The organism is Ciceribacter sp. T2.26MG-112.2 (assembly GCF_900492205.1).
Classification (GTDB): Bacteria; Pseudomonadota; Alphaproteobacteria; order Rhizobiales; family Rhizobiaceae; genus Allorhizobium; species Allorhizobium naphthalenivorans_A.
On record NZ_UEYQ01000003.1, the window covers coordinates 286,591 to 302,941 of the forward strand.

At 62.1% G+C, this 16,351-nt stretch carries 20 protein-coding genes; 10 read left to right on the forward strand and 10 right to left on the reverse strand.

Annotation, left to right across the window (positions count from 1 at the left end):
* Positions 1 to 16 precede the first annotated feature (16 nt).
* Entirely contained in the window at positions 17 to 226 is a 210-nt protein-coding gene (locus DYZ14_RS07080; RefSeq protein WP_154720042.1) for a DUF2842 domain-containing protein, read from the reverse strand.
* Between the two features lie 127 nt (positions 227 to 353).
* Between DYZ14_RS07080 and DYZ14_RS07085 the strand changes: the two genes are divergently transcribed.
* The gene (locus DYZ14_RS07085; RefSeq protein ID WP_154720043.1) at positions 354 to 1,457 is read left to right on the forward strand and encodes a COX15/CtaA family protein; all 1,104 of its coding nucleotides are present in this window, start codon (positions 354 to 356) and stop codon (positions 1,455 to 1,457) included.
* A 94-nt stretch (positions 1,458 to 1,551) separates the two neighbouring features.
* Here DYZ14_RS07085 and argC read toward each other — a convergent pair whose 3' ends face one another.
* Positions 1,552 to 2,487 (reverse strand): N-acetyl-gamma-glutamyl-phosphate reductase, encoded by a 936-nt coding sequence (argC, locus tag DYZ14_RS07090; RefSeq protein WP_154720044.1) that lies wholly within the window; start codon positions 2,485 to 2,487, stop codon positions 1,552 to 1,554.
* Positions 2,488 to 2,556: 69 nt separating this feature from the next.
* Positions 2,557 to 3,510 (reverse strand): agmatinase, encoded by a 954-nt coding sequence (gene speB / locus DYZ14_RS07095; RefSeq protein WP_154720045.1) that lies wholly within the window; start codon positions 3,508 to 3,510, stop codon positions 2,557 to 2,559.
* Positions 3,511 to 3,703: 193 nt separating this feature from the next.
* Here speB and DYZ14_RS07100 point away from each other — a divergent pair, with 193 nt between their 5' ends.
* Positions 3,704 to 3,904, forward strand: coding sequence for a hypothetical protein (locus tag DYZ14_RS07100; protein WP_154720046.1), 201 nt, complete (start codon positions 3,704 to 3,706; stop codon positions 3,902 to 3,904).
* A gap of 65 nt (positions 3,905 to 3,969) precedes the next feature.
* Here the strand turns inward: DYZ14_RS07100 and rpsI are convergent, their stop codons facing one another.
* The 3 genes from rpsI to DYZ14_RS07115 form a co-directional block, all read right to left on the reverse strand.
* Positions 3,970 to 4,440: a 30S ribosomal protein S9 gene (gene rpsI / locus DYZ14_RS07105; RefSeq protein WP_154720047.1), complete on the reverse strand. Its 471-nt coding sequence runs from the start codon at positions 4,438 to 4,440 to the stop codon at positions 3,970 to 3,972.
* A gap of 2 nt (positions 4,441 to 4,442) precedes the next feature.
* Positions 4,443 to 4,907 (reverse strand): 50S ribosomal protein L13, encoded by a 465-nt coding sequence (gene rplM, locus DYZ14_RS07110; protein WP_115670779.1) that lies wholly within the window; start codon positions 4,905 to 4,907, stop codon positions 4,443 to 4,445.
* A gap of 290 nt (positions 4,908 to 5,197) precedes the next feature.
* Positions 5,198 to 5,623, reverse strand: coding sequence for a PaaI family thioesterase (locus DYZ14_RS07115; RefSeq protein WP_154720048.1), 426 nt, complete (start codon positions 5,621 to 5,623; stop codon positions 5,198 to 5,200).
* A 90-nt stretch (positions 5,624 to 5,713) separates the two neighbouring features.
* Between DYZ14_RS07115 and DYZ14_RS07120 the strand changes: the two genes are divergently transcribed.
* From DYZ14_RS07120 to DYZ14_RS07130, 3 genes are all read left to right on the forward strand, one after another.
* Positions 5,714 to 6,544 (forward strand): enoyl-CoA hydratase, encoded by an 831-nt coding sequence (locus tag DYZ14_RS07120; RefSeq protein ID WP_154720049.1) that lies wholly within the window; start codon positions 5,714 to 5,716, stop codon positions 6,542 to 6,544.
* A gap of 179 nt (positions 6,545 to 6,723) precedes the next feature.
* On the forward strand, positions 6,724 to 7,155 hold the full coding sequence (locus DYZ14_RS07125) for a VOC family protein (RefSeq protein WP_115670782.1): 432 nt from the start codon (positions 6,724 to 6,726) through the stop codon (positions 7,153 to 7,155).
* 138 nt (positions 7,156 to 7,293) lie between these two features.
* Complete coding sequence (locus DYZ14_RS07130; RefSeq protein WP_154720050.1) at positions 7,294 to 7,767, forward strand: CoA-binding protein; 474 nt, start codon at positions 7,294 to 7,296, stop codon at positions 7,765 to 7,767.
* A 30-nt stretch (positions 7,768 to 7,797) separates the two neighbouring features.
* Here DYZ14_RS07130 and DYZ14_RS07135 read toward each other — a convergent pair whose 3' ends face one another.
* A complete protein-coding gene (locus tag DYZ14_RS07135; RefSeq protein WP_154720051.1) occupies positions 7,798 to 8,139 on the reverse strand; it encodes a hypothetical protein in 342 nt (113 codons plus the stop codon).
* 139 nt (positions 8,140 to 8,278) lie between these two features.
* On the opposite strand from DYZ14_RS07135, the gene DYZ14_RS07140 reads away from it, so the two are divergent.
* A complete protein-coding gene (locus DYZ14_RS07140) occupies positions 8,279 to 8,707 on the forward strand; it encodes a CoA-binding protein (protein WP_154720176.1) in 429 nt (142 codons plus the stop codon).
* A 16-nt stretch (positions 8,708 to 8,723) separates the two neighbouring features.
* Here the strand turns inward: DYZ14_RS07140 and DYZ14_RS07145 are convergent, their stop codons facing one another.
* On the reverse strand, positions 8,724 to 9,278 hold the full coding sequence (locus DYZ14_RS07145) for a DUF6455 family protein (protein ID WP_232365454.1): 555 nt from the start codon (positions 9,276 to 9,278) through the stop codon (positions 8,724 to 8,726).
* Positions 9,279 to 9,319: 41 nt separating this feature from the next.
* Here DYZ14_RS07145 and DYZ14_RS07150 point away from each other — a divergent pair, with 41 nt between their 5' ends.
* On the forward strand, positions 9,320 to 10,603 hold the full coding sequence (locus tag DYZ14_RS07150; protein ID WP_154720052.1) for an O-acetylhomoserine aminocarboxypropyltransferase: 1,284 nt from the start codon (positions 9,320 to 9,322) through the stop codon (positions 10,601 to 10,603).
* A gap of 55 nt (positions 10,604 to 10,658) precedes the next feature.
* Complete coding sequence (locus DYZ14_RS07155; RefSeq protein ID WP_154720053.1) at positions 10,659 to 11,003, forward strand: cupin domain-containing protein; 345 nt, start codon at positions 10,659 to 10,661, stop codon at positions 11,001 to 11,003.
* 9 nt (positions 11,004 to 11,012) lie between these two features.
* On the opposite strand, the gene DYZ14_RS07160 is transcribed toward DYZ14_RS07155, so the two are convergent.
* On the reverse strand, positions 11,013 to 12,257 hold the full coding sequence (locus tag DYZ14_RS07160; RefSeq protein WP_154720054.1) for a cytochrome P450: 1,245 nt from the start codon (positions 12,255 to 12,257) through the stop codon (positions 11,013 to 11,015).
* Between the two features lie 40 nt (positions 12,258 to 12,297).
* Positions 12,298 to 13,560, reverse strand: coding sequence for a GGDEF domain-containing protein (locus DYZ14_RS07165; protein ID WP_154720055.1), 1,263 nt, complete (start codon positions 13,558 to 13,560; stop codon positions 12,298 to 12,300).
* Positions 13,561 to 13,905: 345 nt separating this feature from the next.
* Between DYZ14_RS07165 and clpP the strand changes: the two genes are divergently transcribed.
* Entirely contained in the window at positions 13,906 to 14,538 is a 633-nt protein-coding gene (clpP, locus tag DYZ14_RS07170; protein ID WP_154720056.1) for an ATP-dependent Clp endopeptidase proteolytic subunit ClpP, read from the forward strand.
* Positions 14,539 to 14,834: 296 nt separating this feature from the next.
* Positions 14,835 to 16,112, forward strand: coding sequence for an ATP-dependent Clp protease ATP-binding subunit ClpX (gene clpX / locus DYZ14_RS07175; protein ID WP_154720057.1), 1,278 nt, complete (start codon positions 14,835 to 14,837; stop codon positions 16,110 to 16,112).
* Positions 16,113 to 16,351: the final 239 nt, after the last annotated feature.

Here is a 16,351-nt window from a genome sequence, read left to right on the forward strand (position 1 = left end):
TTGAGGTCGGCCGCCTTTATTTACGGACCGGCCCGGCCATCCATTTGATGATCAGCATGGCCGGCAGGATCCACAAAATGCCGGACAGCAGGAAATAGAGGAGGTGCACCCACCAGGGGGAGGTTCCGAGATAGGCGGAGGCGATGGTGGTCGCGAGAATCGCGTATAGGATGACGAGGCAGATGATCAGAATGGTGCCAATGAATTTGCGCAACCTGAGAGGCATCGACTATCTTCCTTCTCCGCGATCAGCGGGAACTTCCCAACGGGGACGCGACCGCTTGCCGCAAACAGTCGGGCTTGTTTTGCACAGCCGTGTCATGCAAATCAACAGCTCAAATGAGGATTGACGAATGACAAGTGCGACGACCGTCGATGAAATTGCAGTGCGCCGAAAGATCGGCCGTCTGGAGAGCAACCGGCGGGCGATCCGCCTCTGGCTGGGCGTGGTGGTCCTCACGCTGTTCTGTCTCGTTCTGGTCGGCGGTGCAACGCGTCTGACCGATTCGGGCCTGTCGATCACCGAATGGAAGCCGATCCACGGTGTCATTCCGCCGCTGTCCGCGCAGGAATGGGAAGAGGAGTTCGCCCTTTACCAGCGCATTCCGGAATACCAGCAGATCAACAAGGGAATGACCGTCGACGAGTTCAAGACGATCTTCTGGTGGGAGTGGGGGCACCGGCTGCTGGCGCGCGGCATCGGCCTGGTCTTTGCTCTTCCGCTTCTTTACTTCTGGGTCTCCGGCCGTATCGAGCGCCGCCTCAAGCTTCCGCTGCTCGGCCTGCTGGCACTCGGCGGCTTTCAGGGCTTCATCGGCTGGTGGATGGTTTCCTCGGGCCTCGCCGAGCGCGTCGATGTCAGCCAATACCGGCTGGCGACCCATCTGGTCATCGCCTGTCTGATCTTTGCCGGCTGCGTGTGGATCATGCGGGGGCTGGCGCCCCATAGCGACGATCCGGTGCCGTCTGAGGCATCGCGCGGCTGGGCCGCGGCCCTTGCCCTGTTCTCGATTTTCCAGATCTATCTGGGTGCCCTCGTCGCCGGCCTTGATGCCGGCTTGTCCTACAATACCTGGCCGCTGATGGACGGCGCTTGGGTTCCCGGCGGCTTGTTCGTCCAGAACCCGGCCTGGATCAACCTGTTCGAGAACCCGAAGACGGTGCAGTTCGTCCATCGCCTCGGTGCCTATGTTCTCTTCATTGCGGCGTTCTGGCACATGGTGCAGTGCCTGCGGCAGGGCCCGGGGACGACCCATGCCCGCCGCAGCGTGGTGCTTTTCGCGCTCATCACGCTCCAGGCCGCACTCGGGATTACCGCCCTGGTCACGCAGGTGCAGCTCCATGCGGCTCTTGCGCATCAGGGGGGCGCGCTCGTGGTGCTCGGCTTTGCCATGGCCCATTGGCGCGGCTTCCTCGGCGCCTATCCGCCGGAAGTGCTGGTCGTCGAGCGGGATTGACGGCACCGCCGGGCGTCAGAACAGCCCTGCGCAAAGGAAGAAACCGCGAAAGGCCGAGCCTTCCGCGGTTTTCTCTTTTTAGGGATGCTTGCACTTATGCCGAAAGCATCAGGTCCATGTTCTGTACGGCGGCACCCGAGGCGCCCTTGCCGAGATTGTCGAGCACCGCAACCAGATTGACATGCGCGCCGCCCGGCGTGCCGAAGACGTAGAGCTTCATCGTGTCCTGCCCGACCAGTTCCTCGGCGTCGATGCGGGCAAGCCCGGCACTTTCTTCGAGCGGCACGACGCTGACGATCGACTGGCCGGCATAATGGGTGGCCAGCGCCGCATGAACGCTTTCAAGGCTCTGATGCCCGCCCGCGAGATCTTCCAGGAAGAGCGGCAGCTGGACGATCATGCCCTGGGCGAAGCGGCCGACGGACGGGGCAAACAGCGGGGCACGGTCGAGCAGGCCGTGGATCGTCATCTCCGGCACGTGCTTGTGCTTCAGCGTCAGGCCGTAAAGGAAATTATTAGCGGCGAGGTGCTCCGGATGGGCCTTGTCTTCCATCTGGGCGATCAGCTGCTTGCCGCCGCCGGTATAGCCGGACACGGCATTGACGGTGACCGGATAGCCGTCGGGCAGAATGCCGGCGGCCCTGAGCGGCCGGATGAGGCCGATTGCGCCGGTCGGGTAGCAGCCGGGATTGGCCACGTAGCGGGCCGAGCGGATCTTCTCGCTCTGCGCCTTGTCCATTTCGGCAAAGCCATAGGCCCAGTCCGGCGCGACCCGGAAGGCGGTCGAGGTGTCGATGATCCGCACCTTGTTGTTGCCGGCGACCATCTTTACCGCTTCCTTCGACGCATCGTCGGGAAGGCACAGAATGGCGATGTCGGCGCTGTTCAGCATGTCCTCGCGCAGCGCCGCATTACGCCGCTCCGCTTCCGGGATCGACAGCAGCTCGACGTCGCGGCGGCCGGCCATGCGGGTGCGGATCTGCAGGCCCGTGGTACCGTGTTCGCCGTCGATGAAGATCTTTGCTGCCATTTTATCCTCTCCTGTCAGGAGCTTGCGTCGATTCTCGGAATCGGATTGTCAAAGGGATGAATCAATGTCTCAACGCTGGCGCGCCAGTCGCTCGGCATGGAGGCCCAGCATATACATCGCGACGGTTGCCCCGGCAATGGCGGTGATGTCCGCATGGTCATAGGCCGGTGCCACCTCGACGACGTCGGCGCCGCGGATGTCGAGCTGGTAGAGCCCGCGCAGCACCGAGAGAATCTTGGCGCTCGACGGGCCGCCGGCGACCGGCGTGCCGGTGCCGGGTGCAAAGGCGGGGTCGAGGCAGTCGATGTCGAAGGTGAGGTAGGTCGGCAGGCCGCCGGTATGGCTGACGATCAGCGAGGAGATGTCGCCGGCCCGCATGTCCTCGACTTCGTGGCCATAAACGATGCGGATGCCGCAGTCCTCCGGCGCATGGGTGCGGATGCCGATCTGGATCGAGCGGTCCGGATCGATCAGCCCTTCACGCACGGCGCGGCCGACGAAGGAGCCGTGGTCGATGCGCTTGCCGTCGTCGAACCAGGTGTCCTGATGCGCGTCGAACTGGACGAGCGCCAGCGGCCCGTGCTTGGCCACATGGGCCTTGAGCAGCGGCCAGGTGATGAAATGGTCCCCGCCGAGCGTCAGCAGGAAATCACTGGCGGCAAGGATCTTTGCGGCCTCCGTCTCGATCGTCTCCGGCGTCTGCCAGTGATTGCCATAGTCGAGCAGGCAGTCACCGTAGTCGATCACCGCCATCTCGGCGAACAGGTCGCGCTCGAAAGGATATTGCGGGTCGTTGTCGAAGATCGCCGAGGCGCGCCGGATCGCCTGTGGTCCGAAGCGCGCGCCGGGACGGTTGGAGGTCGCGGCGTCGAAGGGGATGCCCCAGACTACGGCATCGACGCCCTCGAGAGACTTCGTGTAGCGCCGACGCATGAAGGAGAGCACGCCGGCATGGGTCGGATCGGTCGCGGCCGATTTGAGGTCGGTTGCGGTGATGGCGTGATCGATGGTCTTCTCGGCCATGGAATGGTCTCCCTTGCGGCAAGGACTGCCGTGTTGCGGCGCAATATTAAGGTCGGGACAACCGATTGCCAGAGGTTTTTTCCGGCAAGAGGTCCAATCGGCTGCGACAGATCGCAATTTGACGTTGCCCATTGCGCTCGGCAATTCTAGATGCGCTGAAAGGCGAACCGATAAACGATGGGGTGATGTCGCAATGATTGAGGCATGGCATGGTCTGAAGCCCTGGAGCAGCCTGGCAGATGACGAGCGAGACGCGCTTCAGGCTGCCTATCAGGCCGAACTCGATAAGGAGCCGCCGACCTGTTCGCTGGAGACCAAGGTCGAGCGCTTCGCGCGTTGGCTCGCAACGCAGGGCGTCGCCTTCTCGATGGACGATTTAAACGCGAAAAGGTGAGCACCCCGAAACGAAAAAGGCGGAGCCGAAGCCCCGCCTTGATTTCCGTTTCCGGTGTCCAGCGATTAACGCTTGGAGAACTGGAACGAACGACGGGCCTTGGCCTTGCCGTACTTCTTGCGTTCGACGACGCGGCTGTCGCGGGTCAGGAAGCCACCCTTCTTGAGCACGGCGCGGAGGCCCGGCTCGAAGTAGGTGAGCGCCTTGGACAGACCATGGCGCACGGCGCCGGCCTGGCCGGAGAGACCACCGCCGGCAACGGTCGCGACGATGTCGAACTGGCCGGTACGGGCAGCGGCGACGATCGGCTGCTGCAGGATCATCTGCAGGACCGGACGGGCGAAATAGGTGGTGAAGTCACGGCCGTTGATGATGATCTTGCCGGAGCCCGGCTTGACCCAGACGCGGGCAACGGCGTTCTTGCGCTTGCCGGTCGCGTAAGAGCGGCCTTGAGCGTCGACCTTGCGGACGTGAACCGGAGCGGAGGCTTCCGGAGCAGCCGTGCCGAGATCCTTCAGGGAAGAGAGGTCAGCCATGATCAGGCGCTCCTTACGTTCTTGCTGTTCAGCGATGCCACGTCGATCGCGACCGGCTGCTGGGCTTCATGGGGATGGTTCGAACCGGCATAGACGCGCAGGTTCTTCATCTGGCGACGGCCGAGCGGGCCACGCGGGATCATGCGCTCGACGGCCTTCTCGAGAACGCGCTCCGGGAAGCGGCCTTCGATGATCTGGCGCGCGGTGCGCTCCTTGATGCCGCCCGGATAACCGGTGTGCCAGTAGTACTTCTTGTCGGAGTACTTCTTGCCGGTCAGCGCGACCTTCTCGGCATTGATGACGATGACGTTGTCGCCGTCGTCAACGTGGGGGGTGTAGGTGGCCTTGTGCTTGCCACGCAGGCGCATGGCGATGAGGGAGGCGAGGCGACCAACAACGAGGCCTTCGGCGTCGATGATGATCCACTTCTTCTCCACCTCTGCAGGCTTCTGAACGAAGGTAGACATGGATGATACTTTCCGTTTTGGACCCTGCGAGCCGAGGCGCGCCGGGCGTTTCTTGTTGCTTGATTTCACGCGTTTGAACGCAGGAAACAGAAAGCGGCCCCGAAGGCCCGCAGACTGGGCGTTGTATAGGCCGAGGGCTTTTTGCGGTCAAGAGTGCCGGTATTGATTGCGATTTGGAATTGGTCAGTTAAAACAGCTACTTAACAATGCGGTATTATTTTACCCCAACTGTGCGCGGTCTCCGGTGCCGCAGTCGGCGCCCGTTTCGCCCCGAAAAGGGCCGGCTGGGATCAGCGGGGAGGTATCGAATAGGTGGCCGTGGCCTGGGCGATCGGTTCGCCGCTGCCGTTCTGCAGCAGCAAGGCATCGATGACGGCGAGCCGCTTGCCGAGCTTGAGGACCCGGCATTCGCAGCGGATCAGTTGTGGCTGGGGCAGGCGCAGGAAGTTGATGTTGAGGCTTGTGGTGACGGCCAGCGCCACCGGGCCGATATGGGCCAGCACGGCCGTATAGGCAGCAACGTCGGCGAGCGTGAACATGGCCGGGCCGGAGACCGTGCCGCCGGGTCGCAGGTGGCGCTCGGCCGGGTCGAAGGTCATCGTCACCCGGCCCGGCGCCACATCGGTCACGTGGAAGACCCGTCCGTCGGTGTGGATCTGCGGGAAATCCGTTTCGAGGAAGGCATTGATCTCGTCGGCGGTCATGATCGGCTGCATAAGGTCGGGTCTCTATTGGAATGGGCTTTTAAATCCAGGGCGTTTTATGGCAGGCTTTGCGCCAAGTGCAAACGCCAAGGGAGGTCGAGGATGGCGGAAGTCGTGTCTTTCAAGAAGGACGGTGGGGATGCAGGGGCCGGGCCGGTGCTGTCTTCGCTCGACAAGGGCGTGTTGCGCCTGACCTTGAGCAATCCGCCGGCCAATGCGCTCTCGATCGGGTTGATGGAAGCGCTGATGGCCGAACTCGCCGCGGCCGGCGCTGATCCTGACGTGCGCGTTGTCGTGCTGGCGGCAGCCGGAAAGCTGTTTTCCGCCGGCCACGACCTGAAGGAGATGACGGCGCATCGGGCGGATCCTGACCGCGGGCGCGCCTTTTTCGAAAGGACCATGCGCCTATGCGCCGACCTGATGCTGGCGATCACCCATCTGCCGAAGCCGGTGATCGCCGAGGTCGACGGACTGGCGACCGCCGCGGGCTGCCAGCTGGTCGCATCCTGCGATCTGGCGATCTGCACCGACACCTCGGCCTTCTGCACGCCCGGCGTCAACATCGGCCTGTTCTGCTCGACGCCCATGGTCGCCGTCAGCCGCGCCGCCCACCGCAAGCAGGCCATGGAAATGCTGCTGACGGGCGAGACGATCGATGCCTCGACGGCCAAGGATTTCGGCCTCGTCAACCGCATCGTGCCGAAGCAGTATCTTTCCCAGGTGGTCGACAAATACGCGGCCATCATCGCGTCCAAGTCGCCGTTGACGCTGAAGATCGGCAAGGAGGCCTTCTACCGCCAGATCGACATGCCGCTCGAGGAGGCCTATGACTACGCCGCCCGCGTGATGGTCGAAAACATGTTGGCCCGCGACGCGGCTGAAGGGATCGGCGCCTTCCTCGACAAGCGACATCCGACCTGGACGGGTGAGTAAGAGCATTCTATCGGCGCCCGTTCGGGGCTCACGACATCTCGCAGGAATTGTTAGTTGTATGTTGAAATGATTGTAAGCTGAACAAACACAACCATGAGCCTGTACTAATATTGACGTGAATGAAAAGTAAACATAAGAAGAACAAACTGGATCTTCGACTCAAAATTAGGGAGTAGGGCATGTCGCTGGAGCGCCGCATTTCGATCATCACGCTCGGCGTCGCCGACGTGGCGGCCAGCACGGCCTTTTACCAGCGACTCGGATGGAAGAAATCCTCGGCCTCGCAGGAAAGCGTAACCTTCATCCAGATGCGGGGGACGGTGCTTGCGCTGTTCGGCCGCGAGGCATTGGCCCGCGATGCGGAGGTGGAGAACACCGCGCCCGGCTTTTCCGGTGTCACCCTGGCGCACAACGTCTCGAGCCCAACCGGGGTCGACGCGGTGGTGAAGTTTGCCGTTTCCTGCGGCGCCAGGCTGGTCAAGGCGCCGGAAAAGGTCTCCTGGGGAGGCTATTCCGGCTATTTCGCCGATCCGGACGGGCATTTGTGGGAAGTGGCCCACAATCCGTTCTTTCCGATGGACGAGCATGGGCACATCGTCTTGCCCGAGTGAGAGAGGATTGAAGCGGAAACGGCAATTGTTCGCATTTGCTGTTTTACGCTCATCTTCAATTAAGAAGATTCTCATATAAGGCATATGGGGACAAAGGATGGGGTTCGTCAATTGCGGTTTGGCCGCAGGGAGGACGCCATGTTGCACGACACCTATTCCCAGGCCTATCTCGCCGAGATCCTCGGAACGGCGCGAACGATCGCCGTCGTCGGAGCCTCTGTCCGCGACAACCGGCCGAGCCATTGGGTGACCGGCTTCCTGCTTGGCAAGGGCTATCATGTCTTTCCGGTCAATCCGGAGCATGCCGGCGAACGCATCCTCGGCCAGCCGGTCTATGCCAGCCTGGCGGATATTCCCGAGCCCATCGACATTGTCGACGTCTTCCGCCGTCCGGATGAATTTGCCAAAGTCGTGGACGAGGTCCTCCGGCTGCCGACCTTGCCCAAGGCGATATGGGGCCAGCTTTCGGTCCGCGATGATGCCGCCGCCGCCCGCGCCGAGGCGGCCGGCATCAAGGTGGTGATGGACCGGGCTCTGGTGACGGAATATCCGCTGGTTTACGAATTGTCGCATTCGGACGCGCAACCGACAGCATCCGCCCGAGCCGGTTAAGTTGCCTCAGGGCGTCGGACTTGCCGGCCGCTAGTAAGCCGGATCGTTGGGGCTCTGGTCTCGTCCGTAGGGTTCATGTTCCGTGTCGTTCGGCTCGCACTGGCGAACAGGGCAATTGGGACGATCGGCGCTGGGTACCGTCGCCATCCTGATGATCTCGCCAGGTCGACAGAAATGACCATTGGCCACGTATGTGTCGTAGAGCCTCTGTCCCTTCAGGCGTTGAGATGGGTAGGTGAGAATGACGCGTCCGTGCTCCCGAACCGTCGCCTGCACAGCTTCGCAATTCATGCGGGTCGAGGTGTATTTCGGGACTGCGTGGACCGATGTTGCGATGATCACCATCGGCAGTGCAAAGAACAAGGCTTTCATGATTGCATTCCTTCTTGGAAAAGAACGTGGCTCTCTGCTCTTGTCTGCTTGTCATCGGACCGACGCGTCCCACATAAACAAGCCACGCCAGCATACTCTTTTTTCGAAAATGCTCAAATTCAAGAGGCCGCCGATGACGATCAATCATGACCGCTATGATCCCGCCTATCTCTCCGGCATCCTGCAGGAAACCAGGACCATCGCCCTGGTCGGCGCCTCGCCCAATCCGGCCCGCCCCAGCTTTGGTGTCATGCGCTTTCTTTTGTCCAAGGGCTATCGCGTCATTCCGGTCAACCCCGGGCAGGCGGGCAAGGAAATCCTCGGGCAAACGGTCTACGCAACGCTCGGCGACATTCCGGAACCTGTCGACATGGTCGATGTGTTTCGTGCCTCGGAATACCTTCATGCCGTCGTCGATGAGGCAATCGCTCTCGAACCTCGGCCCAAGGCCATCTGGTCGCAGCTCTCGGTCCGAGACGACCTCGCCGCGAAGACGGCCGAGGCGGCCGGGATCAAGGTCGTCATGGACCGCTGCCCCGCCATCGAGATGCCGCGACTGGGCCTTTAGCGCGTGAGCGTTCCCGTCAGCCGAGCAGGAAGTCCGGGTTGGCGCGCAGCACGTTGAGTTCGTTGGCATTGCCGCAATAGTGGGCAAAATTCTCGGCGGCCGCCCCGCTCGCCAGATCCTTGCGGCATTCCCCCTTGTGGGCGCAATGCGCGCAGGTGATCTGCATGTCGCGGAACTGGGCGCGCAACCGTAGCTCGATTTCGGCGGGGTCGATGTTGAGCGCCTTCATCATCCCGATCATCTCGTCGGCGGCATGAGGCCCGGCCTTGGCCAGCTCGATCAACTGATCGGGCGAGATCCCGCAGTCATGGGCAATGCTCTGAATGGTGAAATCGTCCAGCGAGGCGATCATGTCTGCCTCGGCACTGCTTTCCCAACCCTTGGCGAACCAATCCACCAGTCGCGCAAAAACGGTGCGTGCGGAATCGTTGACGAGCATATCCATGAGCAGCCTCCAGATCAGTTCTGGATGATGTCCGCCCGCCGCACGGTGCGCATTGATTTCGATCAATACCGCACGCGCCGTCCCCCGAACGATAAGGGAAAAAACTAGGCTGACATCACGATCCAAGCCGCTATGATCGCCGCGACAAATTCCAGTGGAGGTGAAGAATGTCCAAGAACAATCCGGGTTTTGCCACGCTGTCGGTGCATGCCGGCGCCCAGCCTGACCCCGCGACCGGCGCGCGTGTCACACCGATCTACCAGACCACGGCCTATGTCTTCAACGATGCCGACCATGCGGCGGCCCTGTTCGGCTTGAAGCAGTTCGGCAATATCTACACCCGCATCATGAACCCGACCCAGGCGGTGCTGGAAGAGCGGGTCGCGGCGCTCGAAGGTGGCACGGCAGCCCTGGCAGTCGCCTCGGGACATGCGGCGCAGATGCTGGTCTTTCATACGTTGATGCAGCCGGGCGACAATTTCGTCGCGGCCAAGAAGCTCTATGGCGGATCGATCAACCAGTTCGGCCACGCCTTCAAGAATTTTGGCTGGCAGGTACGCTGGGCCGATCCCGCCGACCCCGACAGCTTTACCGCGCAGATCGACGACCGGACGCGTGCGATCTTCATCGAGAGCCTCGCCAATCCGGGCGGCACCTTTGTCGACATCGCCGCCATCGCCGAGGTTGCCAAGCAACATGGTCTGCCACTGATCGTCGACAACACGATGGCCAGCCCCTACCTGATCCGCCCGCTGGAGCACGGCGCCGACATCGTCGTGCATTCCGCCACGAAATTCCTCGGCGGCCACGGAAATTCCATGGGCGGCATCATCGTCGATGGCGGGACCTTCGACTGGTCGGCGTCGGGCAAGTTCCCCATGCTGTCGGAGCCCCGGCCGGAATATTCCAGTGTGGTGCTACACCAGGCCTTCGGCAATTTCGCCTTCGCCATCGCCTGCCGCGTGCTGGGCTTGCGTGACCTCGGCCCGGCGATTGCGCCGATGAACGCTTTCCTGTTGCTGACCGGCATCGAGACCCTGCCGCTGAGGATGCAGCGTCATTGCGACAATGCGCTGAAGGTCGCCACCTGGCTGAAGCAGCATCCGAAGGTCGCCTGGGTGAACTATGCCGGCCTTGACAGCGATCCGAACCACGCGCTGCAGAAGCGCTATTCGCCGAAGGGCGCGGGCGCCGTCTTCACCTTCGGCGTGAAGGGCGGTTATGCCGCCGGCAAGGCGCTGGTCGAAGGGCTGCAGCTCTTCTCGCATCTCGCCAATATCGGCGACACCCGATCGCTGGTCATCCATCCGGCCTCCACCACCCATGCCCAGCTGACGGAAGCCCAGCAGATCGCCGCCGGCGCCGGCCCCGACGTCGTTCGCCTGTCGATCGGCATTGAGGATGCCGAAGACATCATCGGCGATCTCGAGCAGTCGCTTGCCAAGGTCTGATCCGTTAACCGAACGAGCGCCGCAGCCCGCGTGGCCGCGGCGCCGAGGAGCGAGCATGTCGCACTACCTGAATTTCGATCCCGCGACGGTCGAGCCGGAGGAGGGCGCGCCTGCCGCTGGCCGCCTGCTTTCCGGCGATCCGCGTTTTACCACCTGGAACATCGAGGAGGCGCCGGGCGGCACCTATGCCGGCATCTGGCAGTCGACGCCCGGCAAGTGGCGGATATCCTACGATGAGTGGGAATATTTCCACATGCTGGAAGGCTATTCCGTCGTCACGGAGGACGGCGGAGAGCCGATGCACCTCAGGGCGGGCGACCGGATGATCCTCAGGCCCGGCTTCCAGGGCACCTGGGAAGTCGTTGAAACGACTCGCAAGGATTACGTGATCCGGCTTTGAGCCGGACCATCACCAGCTAAGGTCGAGCCGCTCCAGACCGTGGAAATGGTAGACGTCCTTGACCTTGGGCTGGCGCGCGAGTTTGAGGCCCGGCAGGCGCTTGAACAAGAGCGGCAGGACGATGTTGAGCTCCAGCCGCGCGAGCGGAGCGCCGATGCAGAAATGGATGCCCGCGCCGAAGGAAAGATTGGGCGCTTCGTCGCGTTCAGGCTTGAACGTCAATGGATCGGCAAACTTCAGCGGATCGAGGTTGGCGGCGGCAAGGATCATGCCGACCTTGTCGCCCCGCTTGAAGGCGATCCCGTCGATTTCCGCCGGCTCCAGGCAGTAGCGGTCGAAAATGTGCACCGGTGCGCAGATCCGCAAGGTTTCCTCGACGGTGCGTTCGGTTGCCGTTTCATCCTGGAACATGGCGGCCGGATCAAGCCCGCTCTCAAGAATGACCCGGACCGAATTGCCGATCTGGTGCACGGTCGCCTCGTGGCCCGCATTGAGCAGCACGATCGTCGTCGAGATCAGTTCGTCCTCGGTCAGCAATTGTCCCTTGTGTTCGGTATGGATCATGTGGCTGAGCAGGTCCTCGCGCGGGTTCGCGCGACGGTCAGCGATCATGCCACGGACATAGTCGGCAAATTCCTTGGCCGAACGGTCCGCGGCGTCCTCGTCGGCGCGGCTGCGCTTGAACATGTACATGCCGACATAGTCATGCGACCATTTCAGCAATTGCGCCCCCATTTCCTCCGGAATGCCGATCATCCGGGCAATCATCGTCACCGGGATGATGTCGGCGAAGGCGGACAGAAGCTCGACCTTGCCTTCCTTCTCAAATCCGTCGATCAGCCGGTTGGCGAGATCCTCGATTTCCGGCTTCATCCTTTCCACATGGCGCGAGACGAAGGCGCGGTTGACCAGGGTTCGCAGCCGCGTGTGCTCGGGCGGCTCCAGCTCGAGCAGCGAATGGGCTTCCGCCGCGTCGAAGTGCCGCGTGTGTGCGGCGGGCTCCGGCATGCCGAGTTCTTCTCGCGTGGCGATATGCAATATCTGTCGCCCGAAACGGCGGTCGCGCAGCAAGCTGTTGACCCGGTCGTAGCCGGTGAAAAACCAAAGCTTCTGTTCCTGCCAGTAGAATGTCGGAGAGGCTGTGTGCAGGGCGGCATAGGCGCGATTGGGGTCGCTGTAGAAGGCGGGGTCGCGTCCGTCCAGACTGACGCTACGGGTGGCCGGGTCGATGCTGAGGAAGGGGAGGTGGTTCATGATCATGCTCTTCGAGGGCCGGACGAGGTCCGACATGCTGTTATGGCTTGGTGAGGCCGGTCTTCGGCACGGCCCGTGCCATCAGGCGCTTGAGGGCGGCGACCTGTCGGTCGGCCTGCTCGTCCAGCGCTTCCGGCCCGGCGGACGGCACCGTGAGTACCCGGTCGCCACTCAATATGGTCGTGCGGTTCCGACCTCGCGCCTTGGCCTTGTAAAGGGCCCTGTCGGCATTGCTCATCATCTGGTCGAGGTTGGCCTCGGTCTTTGGCGATGTCGCAATGCCGATGCTGACCGTGACCGAGATGAGCTGGCCGCCGGTGTCGATCTTCGCCGTGGCAAGGGACTGGCGGATCGCTTCGGCGAGAAGCGCCGCATCCTTCACATCCTTGACCGGCACCATGGCCATGAACTCCTCGCCGCCGGTGCGGCCGAACAGGCCGCATTCGGGCGTGAGGTCCCGACAGATCCCGGCAAAGGCAACGAGGACCGCGTCGCCGGCCTGGTGGCCGTGGGTATCGTTGATGCGCTTGAAATGATCGAGGTCGAACAGCAGGAGTGCGAGGGACGGCGCTGCGTGGTTCGACGGAGCGATGAGGCTGGCGAAGCCTTCCGACACACCCCGTCGGTTGAGCGCGCCCGTCAGCGGATCGGTCCGGATCAGTTGTTGCAGACGCTCCTCGGACCGATCCATGACGATCTTCGCTCCGATCAGGATGGCCGAGAGGAAGCCGAACAGGTTGATGGCGGCGGTGATCGCTGCATGGGGAGCAGTCTGGATGCTGGACGGCAGGGTAAGGATGCTCATCATCATGACCAGCAGGCCCGCGACCGCCTCGATCGCACAAATGCCAAAGAACAGCTTCCTGTAACGGGGTTTGGCGACCTCGTAACGAACGACGACGGCGGCAAGCAGGATATGGCCGCAGGCCGTGCCGAAATTGTAGAGCGCGATGCGGTAGGCGATGGTATCCCGCACGATCGGAACAAGCATGCCGCCGATCCACAAGAGCATGGGGACGAGGGCCCAGACGCTGGCCGGACGCCTGGCGAGATGCAGCAATCCGGCGGTCCAGAAGAAGAAGCTGGCCAGCGCCACCGCATTGGCCAGTTCGATCGAGGCGAAGTCCGGGATATGGCCGCGCAGGGCAATGAGCGCGACGCCCGAGCCCTGGGCGAAAAAGCCGAGTGCCCAAAGGACGAAATGCCGCTGGCCACGATCGTGGAACCAGACGGCCGCGAGCAAAACGGCGAGCGTCGCGGCTTCCATCGCCCACAGCAGCAATGCGGTCTTGATGTCGATCACGGATGGGCCTTGGCTACGCTCGGAGAATTCGTCGCAAGATGGGGCACAGTGTTTAACGCCTCCTTAAGAAATCGGGGGTTCCGCAGGTTCGCGCAAGCTTGTCAGTGTTTATTAGCATCTGGTTTACCATCGGCCTCGGAATAGCTGTGGTCGGGGCGGGCCATGGCATAGGCGTGAAGGCGCGAAGTGTTTAATGGCTCGGGTTCTGCGCCCCGCGCCATTAAGGATAACCGAGCCGCGAGCCTTGAAGTCGAGGGTGCTGACACTCTATGTAGGGATTGACAGGTTTTATGTGATTCCCGCCGCGCACCGAGTGTTCGGGGATGAGGCTGATAAAGGACGGACATGAGAAATCCAGTTGATACCGCCATGGCCCTGGTGCCGATGGTTGTGGAGCAGACGAACCGCGGCGAGCGCTCCTATGACATCTTTTCCCGCCTCCTCAAGGAGCGCATCATTTTCTTGACGGGTCCGGTCGAAGACACGATGGCGTCGCTGGTCTGCGCACAGCTTCTGTTCCTCGAAGCCGAGAATCCGAAGAAGGAAATCGCCCTCTACATCAATTCTCCGGGTGGCGTTGTTACCGCCGGCATGGCGATCTACGATACGATGCAGTTCATCCGCCCCGCCGTCTCGACGCTTTGCGTCGGTCAGGCAGCGTCGATGGGTTCGCTGCTTCTGGCCGCCGGTGAGAAGGGCATGCGCTTTGCCACCCCGAATGCCCGCATCATGGTGCACCAGCCCTCTGGCGGTTTCCAGGGCCAGGCTTCGGACATCGAACGCCATGCGCGCGACATCATCAAGATGAAGCGCCGGTTGAACGAGATTTACGTCAAGCATACGGGCCGCAGCCTCGAGGAAGTCGAACAGACACTCGACCGCGACCATTTCATGGAATCGAGCGAGGCGAAGGACTGGGGTTTGATCGACAAGATCCTGACCTCTCGTCAGGAACTCGAAGGCGCTCCGGCCGCGTGAGTTCGGCCCTGGGCGATCCCGGTTCGCGTCGCATGAACCGGTTGTGATTGGCCCCGGGGGTGTAAACCGACGCGGAAAGCGCTATTAGTACCTATTAAGGCTATGTTGTAGTTTGATGACGTAGCCTGACGATTTGAAGGGGTTTTCGTTGCCGCCGATCCTGAAACTGGATTGAATGGATCGGTAAGTACCTCCAAATCGGGTAAGGTTTCGGCCGTCAGGTGACGGCCGGGCCGGGCGGTGTGAGTGACCGCCCTCCGCTGGTCGGAGGCGCGGCGTGCTGGAAGGATAAAGACATGAGCAAGGTCAGCGGAAGCAACGGCGGTGACTCCAAGAATACCCTCTATTGTTCCTTCTGCGGCAAGAGCCAGCACGAGGTCCGCAAGCTGATTGCCGGACCGACGGTGTTCATCTGCGATGAATGCGTCGAATTGTGCATGGACATCATCCGCGAAGAGAACAAGTCGTCGATGGTCAAGTCCCGCGACGGCGTTCCCACGCCGCAGGACATCATCAAGATTCTCGACGAATACGTGATCGGCCAGAGGCAGGCCAAGAAGATCCTCTCGGTCGCGGTGCACAACCACTACAAGCGCCTGTCGCACGCCTCCAAGGGCGGTGACGTGGAGCTGGCCAAGTCGAACATCATGCTCGTCGGCCCGACCGGCTGCGGCAAGACCTATCTTGCCCAGACGCTCGCCCGCATCATCGACGTGCCGTTCACCATGGCCGACGCGACGACGCTGACCGAAGCCGGCTATGTCGGCGAGGACGTCGAGAACATCATCCTGAAGCTGCTGCAGGCTGCCGACTACAACGTCGAGCGCGCCCAACGCGGCATCGTCTACATCGACGAAGTCGACAAGATTTCGCGCAAGTCCGACAACCCGTCGATCACCCGCGACGTTTCGGGCGAGGGCGTGCAGCAGGCGCTGTTGAAGATCATGGAAGGCACGGTCGCTTCGGTTCCGCCGCAGGGCGGCCGCAAGCATCCGCAGCAGGAATTCCTGCAGGTCGACACGACGAACATCCTGTTCATCTGCGGCGGTGCCTTTGCCGGTCTCGACAAGATCATCTCGGCGCGTGGCGAAAAGACATCCATTGGCTTCGGTGCGACGGTTCGGGCCGAAGACGATCGCCGCGTCGGCGAAGTGCTGCGCGAACTGGAGCCGGAAGACCTGGTCAAGTTCGGCCTCATCCCGGAGTTCATCGGCCGTCTGCCGGTTCTGGCAACGCTCGAGGATCTTGATGAGGATGCGCTGATCCAGATCCTGTCGGAGCCGAAGAACGCGCTCGTCAAGCAGTATCAGCGCCTGTTCGAGATGGAAGACATCGAATTGACCTTCCACGAGGACGCGCTGCGCGAAATCGCCCGCAAGGCAATCACCCGCAAGACCGGCGCCCGCGGCCTTCGTTCGATCATGGAGAAGATCCTGCTCGACACGATGTTCGAACTGCCGGAACTCGAGGGTGTTCGCGAGGTCGTCATCTCCGACGACGTGGTGCGCGAATCGTCGCGTCCGCTCTACATCTATGCCGACCGTCAGGAAGAGAAGGCCAACGCTTCCGCCTGACACCGGTCTCCTCTTTGTATGAAAGCCCGCCGCGCTGTGGCGGGCTTTTTTCATTTGGTTTTCCCGGAAAGCAGAGCGAAGACCGAAGCCAGAGGAGACAAATGGCGGGGTGCGGCGATAAACGGCTAAGAAGTCAGTGATTTCGCCGATCCGTGGTTTTCCCGGGCGCGGCCATGGTCTACAAGGTGAAGTGCTTCGCCGCGACGTTTACGGTCGCCGGTCGGAGCAGGGCGCAAGGC

What these genes read in the sequence shown, in the direction of transcription:
- DYZ14_RS07130 (WP_154720050.1), top strand. Translation starts at nt 7,294, where the DNA reads ATGTTGCACGACACCTATTCCCAGGCCTATCTCGCCGAGATCCTCGGA.
- DYZ14_RS07100 (WP_154720046.1), top strand. Translation starts at nt 3,704, where the DNA reads ATGATTGAGGCATGGCATGGTCTGAAGCCCTGGAGCAGCCTGGCAGAT.
- argC (WP_154720044.1), bottom strand. Translation starts at nt 2,487, where the DNA reads ATGGCAGCAAAGATCTTCATCGACGGCGAACACGGTACCACGGGCCTG.
- DYZ14_RS07150 (WP_154720052.1), top strand. Translation starts at nt 9,320, where the DNA reads ATGTCCAAGAACAATCCGGGTTTTGCCACGCTGTCGGTGCATGCCGGC.
- DYZ14_RS07115 (WP_154720048.1), bottom strand. Translation starts at nt 5,623, where the DNA reads ATGCAGCCGATCATGACCGCCGACGAGATCAATGCCTTCCTCGAAACG.
- DYZ14_RS07120 (WP_154720049.1), top strand. Translation starts at nt 5,714, where the DNA reads ATGGCGGAAGTCGTGTCTTTCAAGAAGGACGGTGGGGATGCAGGGGCC.
- DYZ14_RS07135 (WP_154720051.1), bottom strand. Translation starts at nt 8,139, where the DNA reads ATGAAAGCCTTGTTCTTTGCACTGCCGATGGTGATCATCGCAACATCG.
- rplM (WP_115670779.1), bottom strand. Translation starts at nt 4,907, where the DNA reads ATGTCTACCTTCGTTCAGAAGCCTGCAGAGGTGGAGAAGAAGTGGATC.
- DYZ14_RS07155 (WP_154720053.1), top strand. Translation starts at nt 10,659, where the DNA reads ATGTCGCACTACCTGAATTTCGATCCCGCGACGGTCGAGCCGGAGGAG.
- DYZ14_RS07160 (WP_154720054.1), bottom strand. Translation starts at nt 12,257, where the DNA reads ATGAACCACCTCCCCTTCCTCAGCATCGACCCGGCCACCCGTAGCGTC.
- DYZ14_RS07125 (WP_115670782.1), top strand. Translation starts at nt 6,724, where the DNA reads ATGTCGCTGGAGCGCCGCATTTCGATCATCACGCTCGGCGTCGCCGAC.
- DYZ14_RS07080 (WP_154720042.1), bottom strand. Translation starts at nt 226, where the DNA reads ATGCCTCTCAGGTTGCGCAAATTCATTGGCACCATTCTGATCATCTGC.
- clpX (WP_154720057.1), top strand. Translation starts at nt 14,835, where the DNA reads ATGAGCAAGGTCAGCGGAAGCAACGGCGGTGACTCCAAGAATACCCTC.
- DYZ14_RS07085 (WP_154720043.1), top strand. Translation starts at nt 354, where the DNA reads ATGACAAGTGCGACGACCGTCGATGAAATTGCAGTGCGCCGAAAGATC.
- rpsI (WP_154720047.1), bottom strand. Translation starts at nt 4,440, where the DNA reads ATGGCTGACCTCTCTTCCCTGAAGGATCTCGGCACGGCTGCTCCGGAA.
- clpP (WP_154720056.1), top strand. Translation starts at nt 13,906, where the DNA reads ATGAGAAATCCAGTTGATACCGCCATGGCCCTGGTGCCGATGGTTGTG.
- speB (WP_154720045.1), bottom strand. Translation starts at nt 3,510, where the DNA reads ATGGCCGAGAAGACCATCGATCACGCCATCACCGCAACCGACCTCAAA.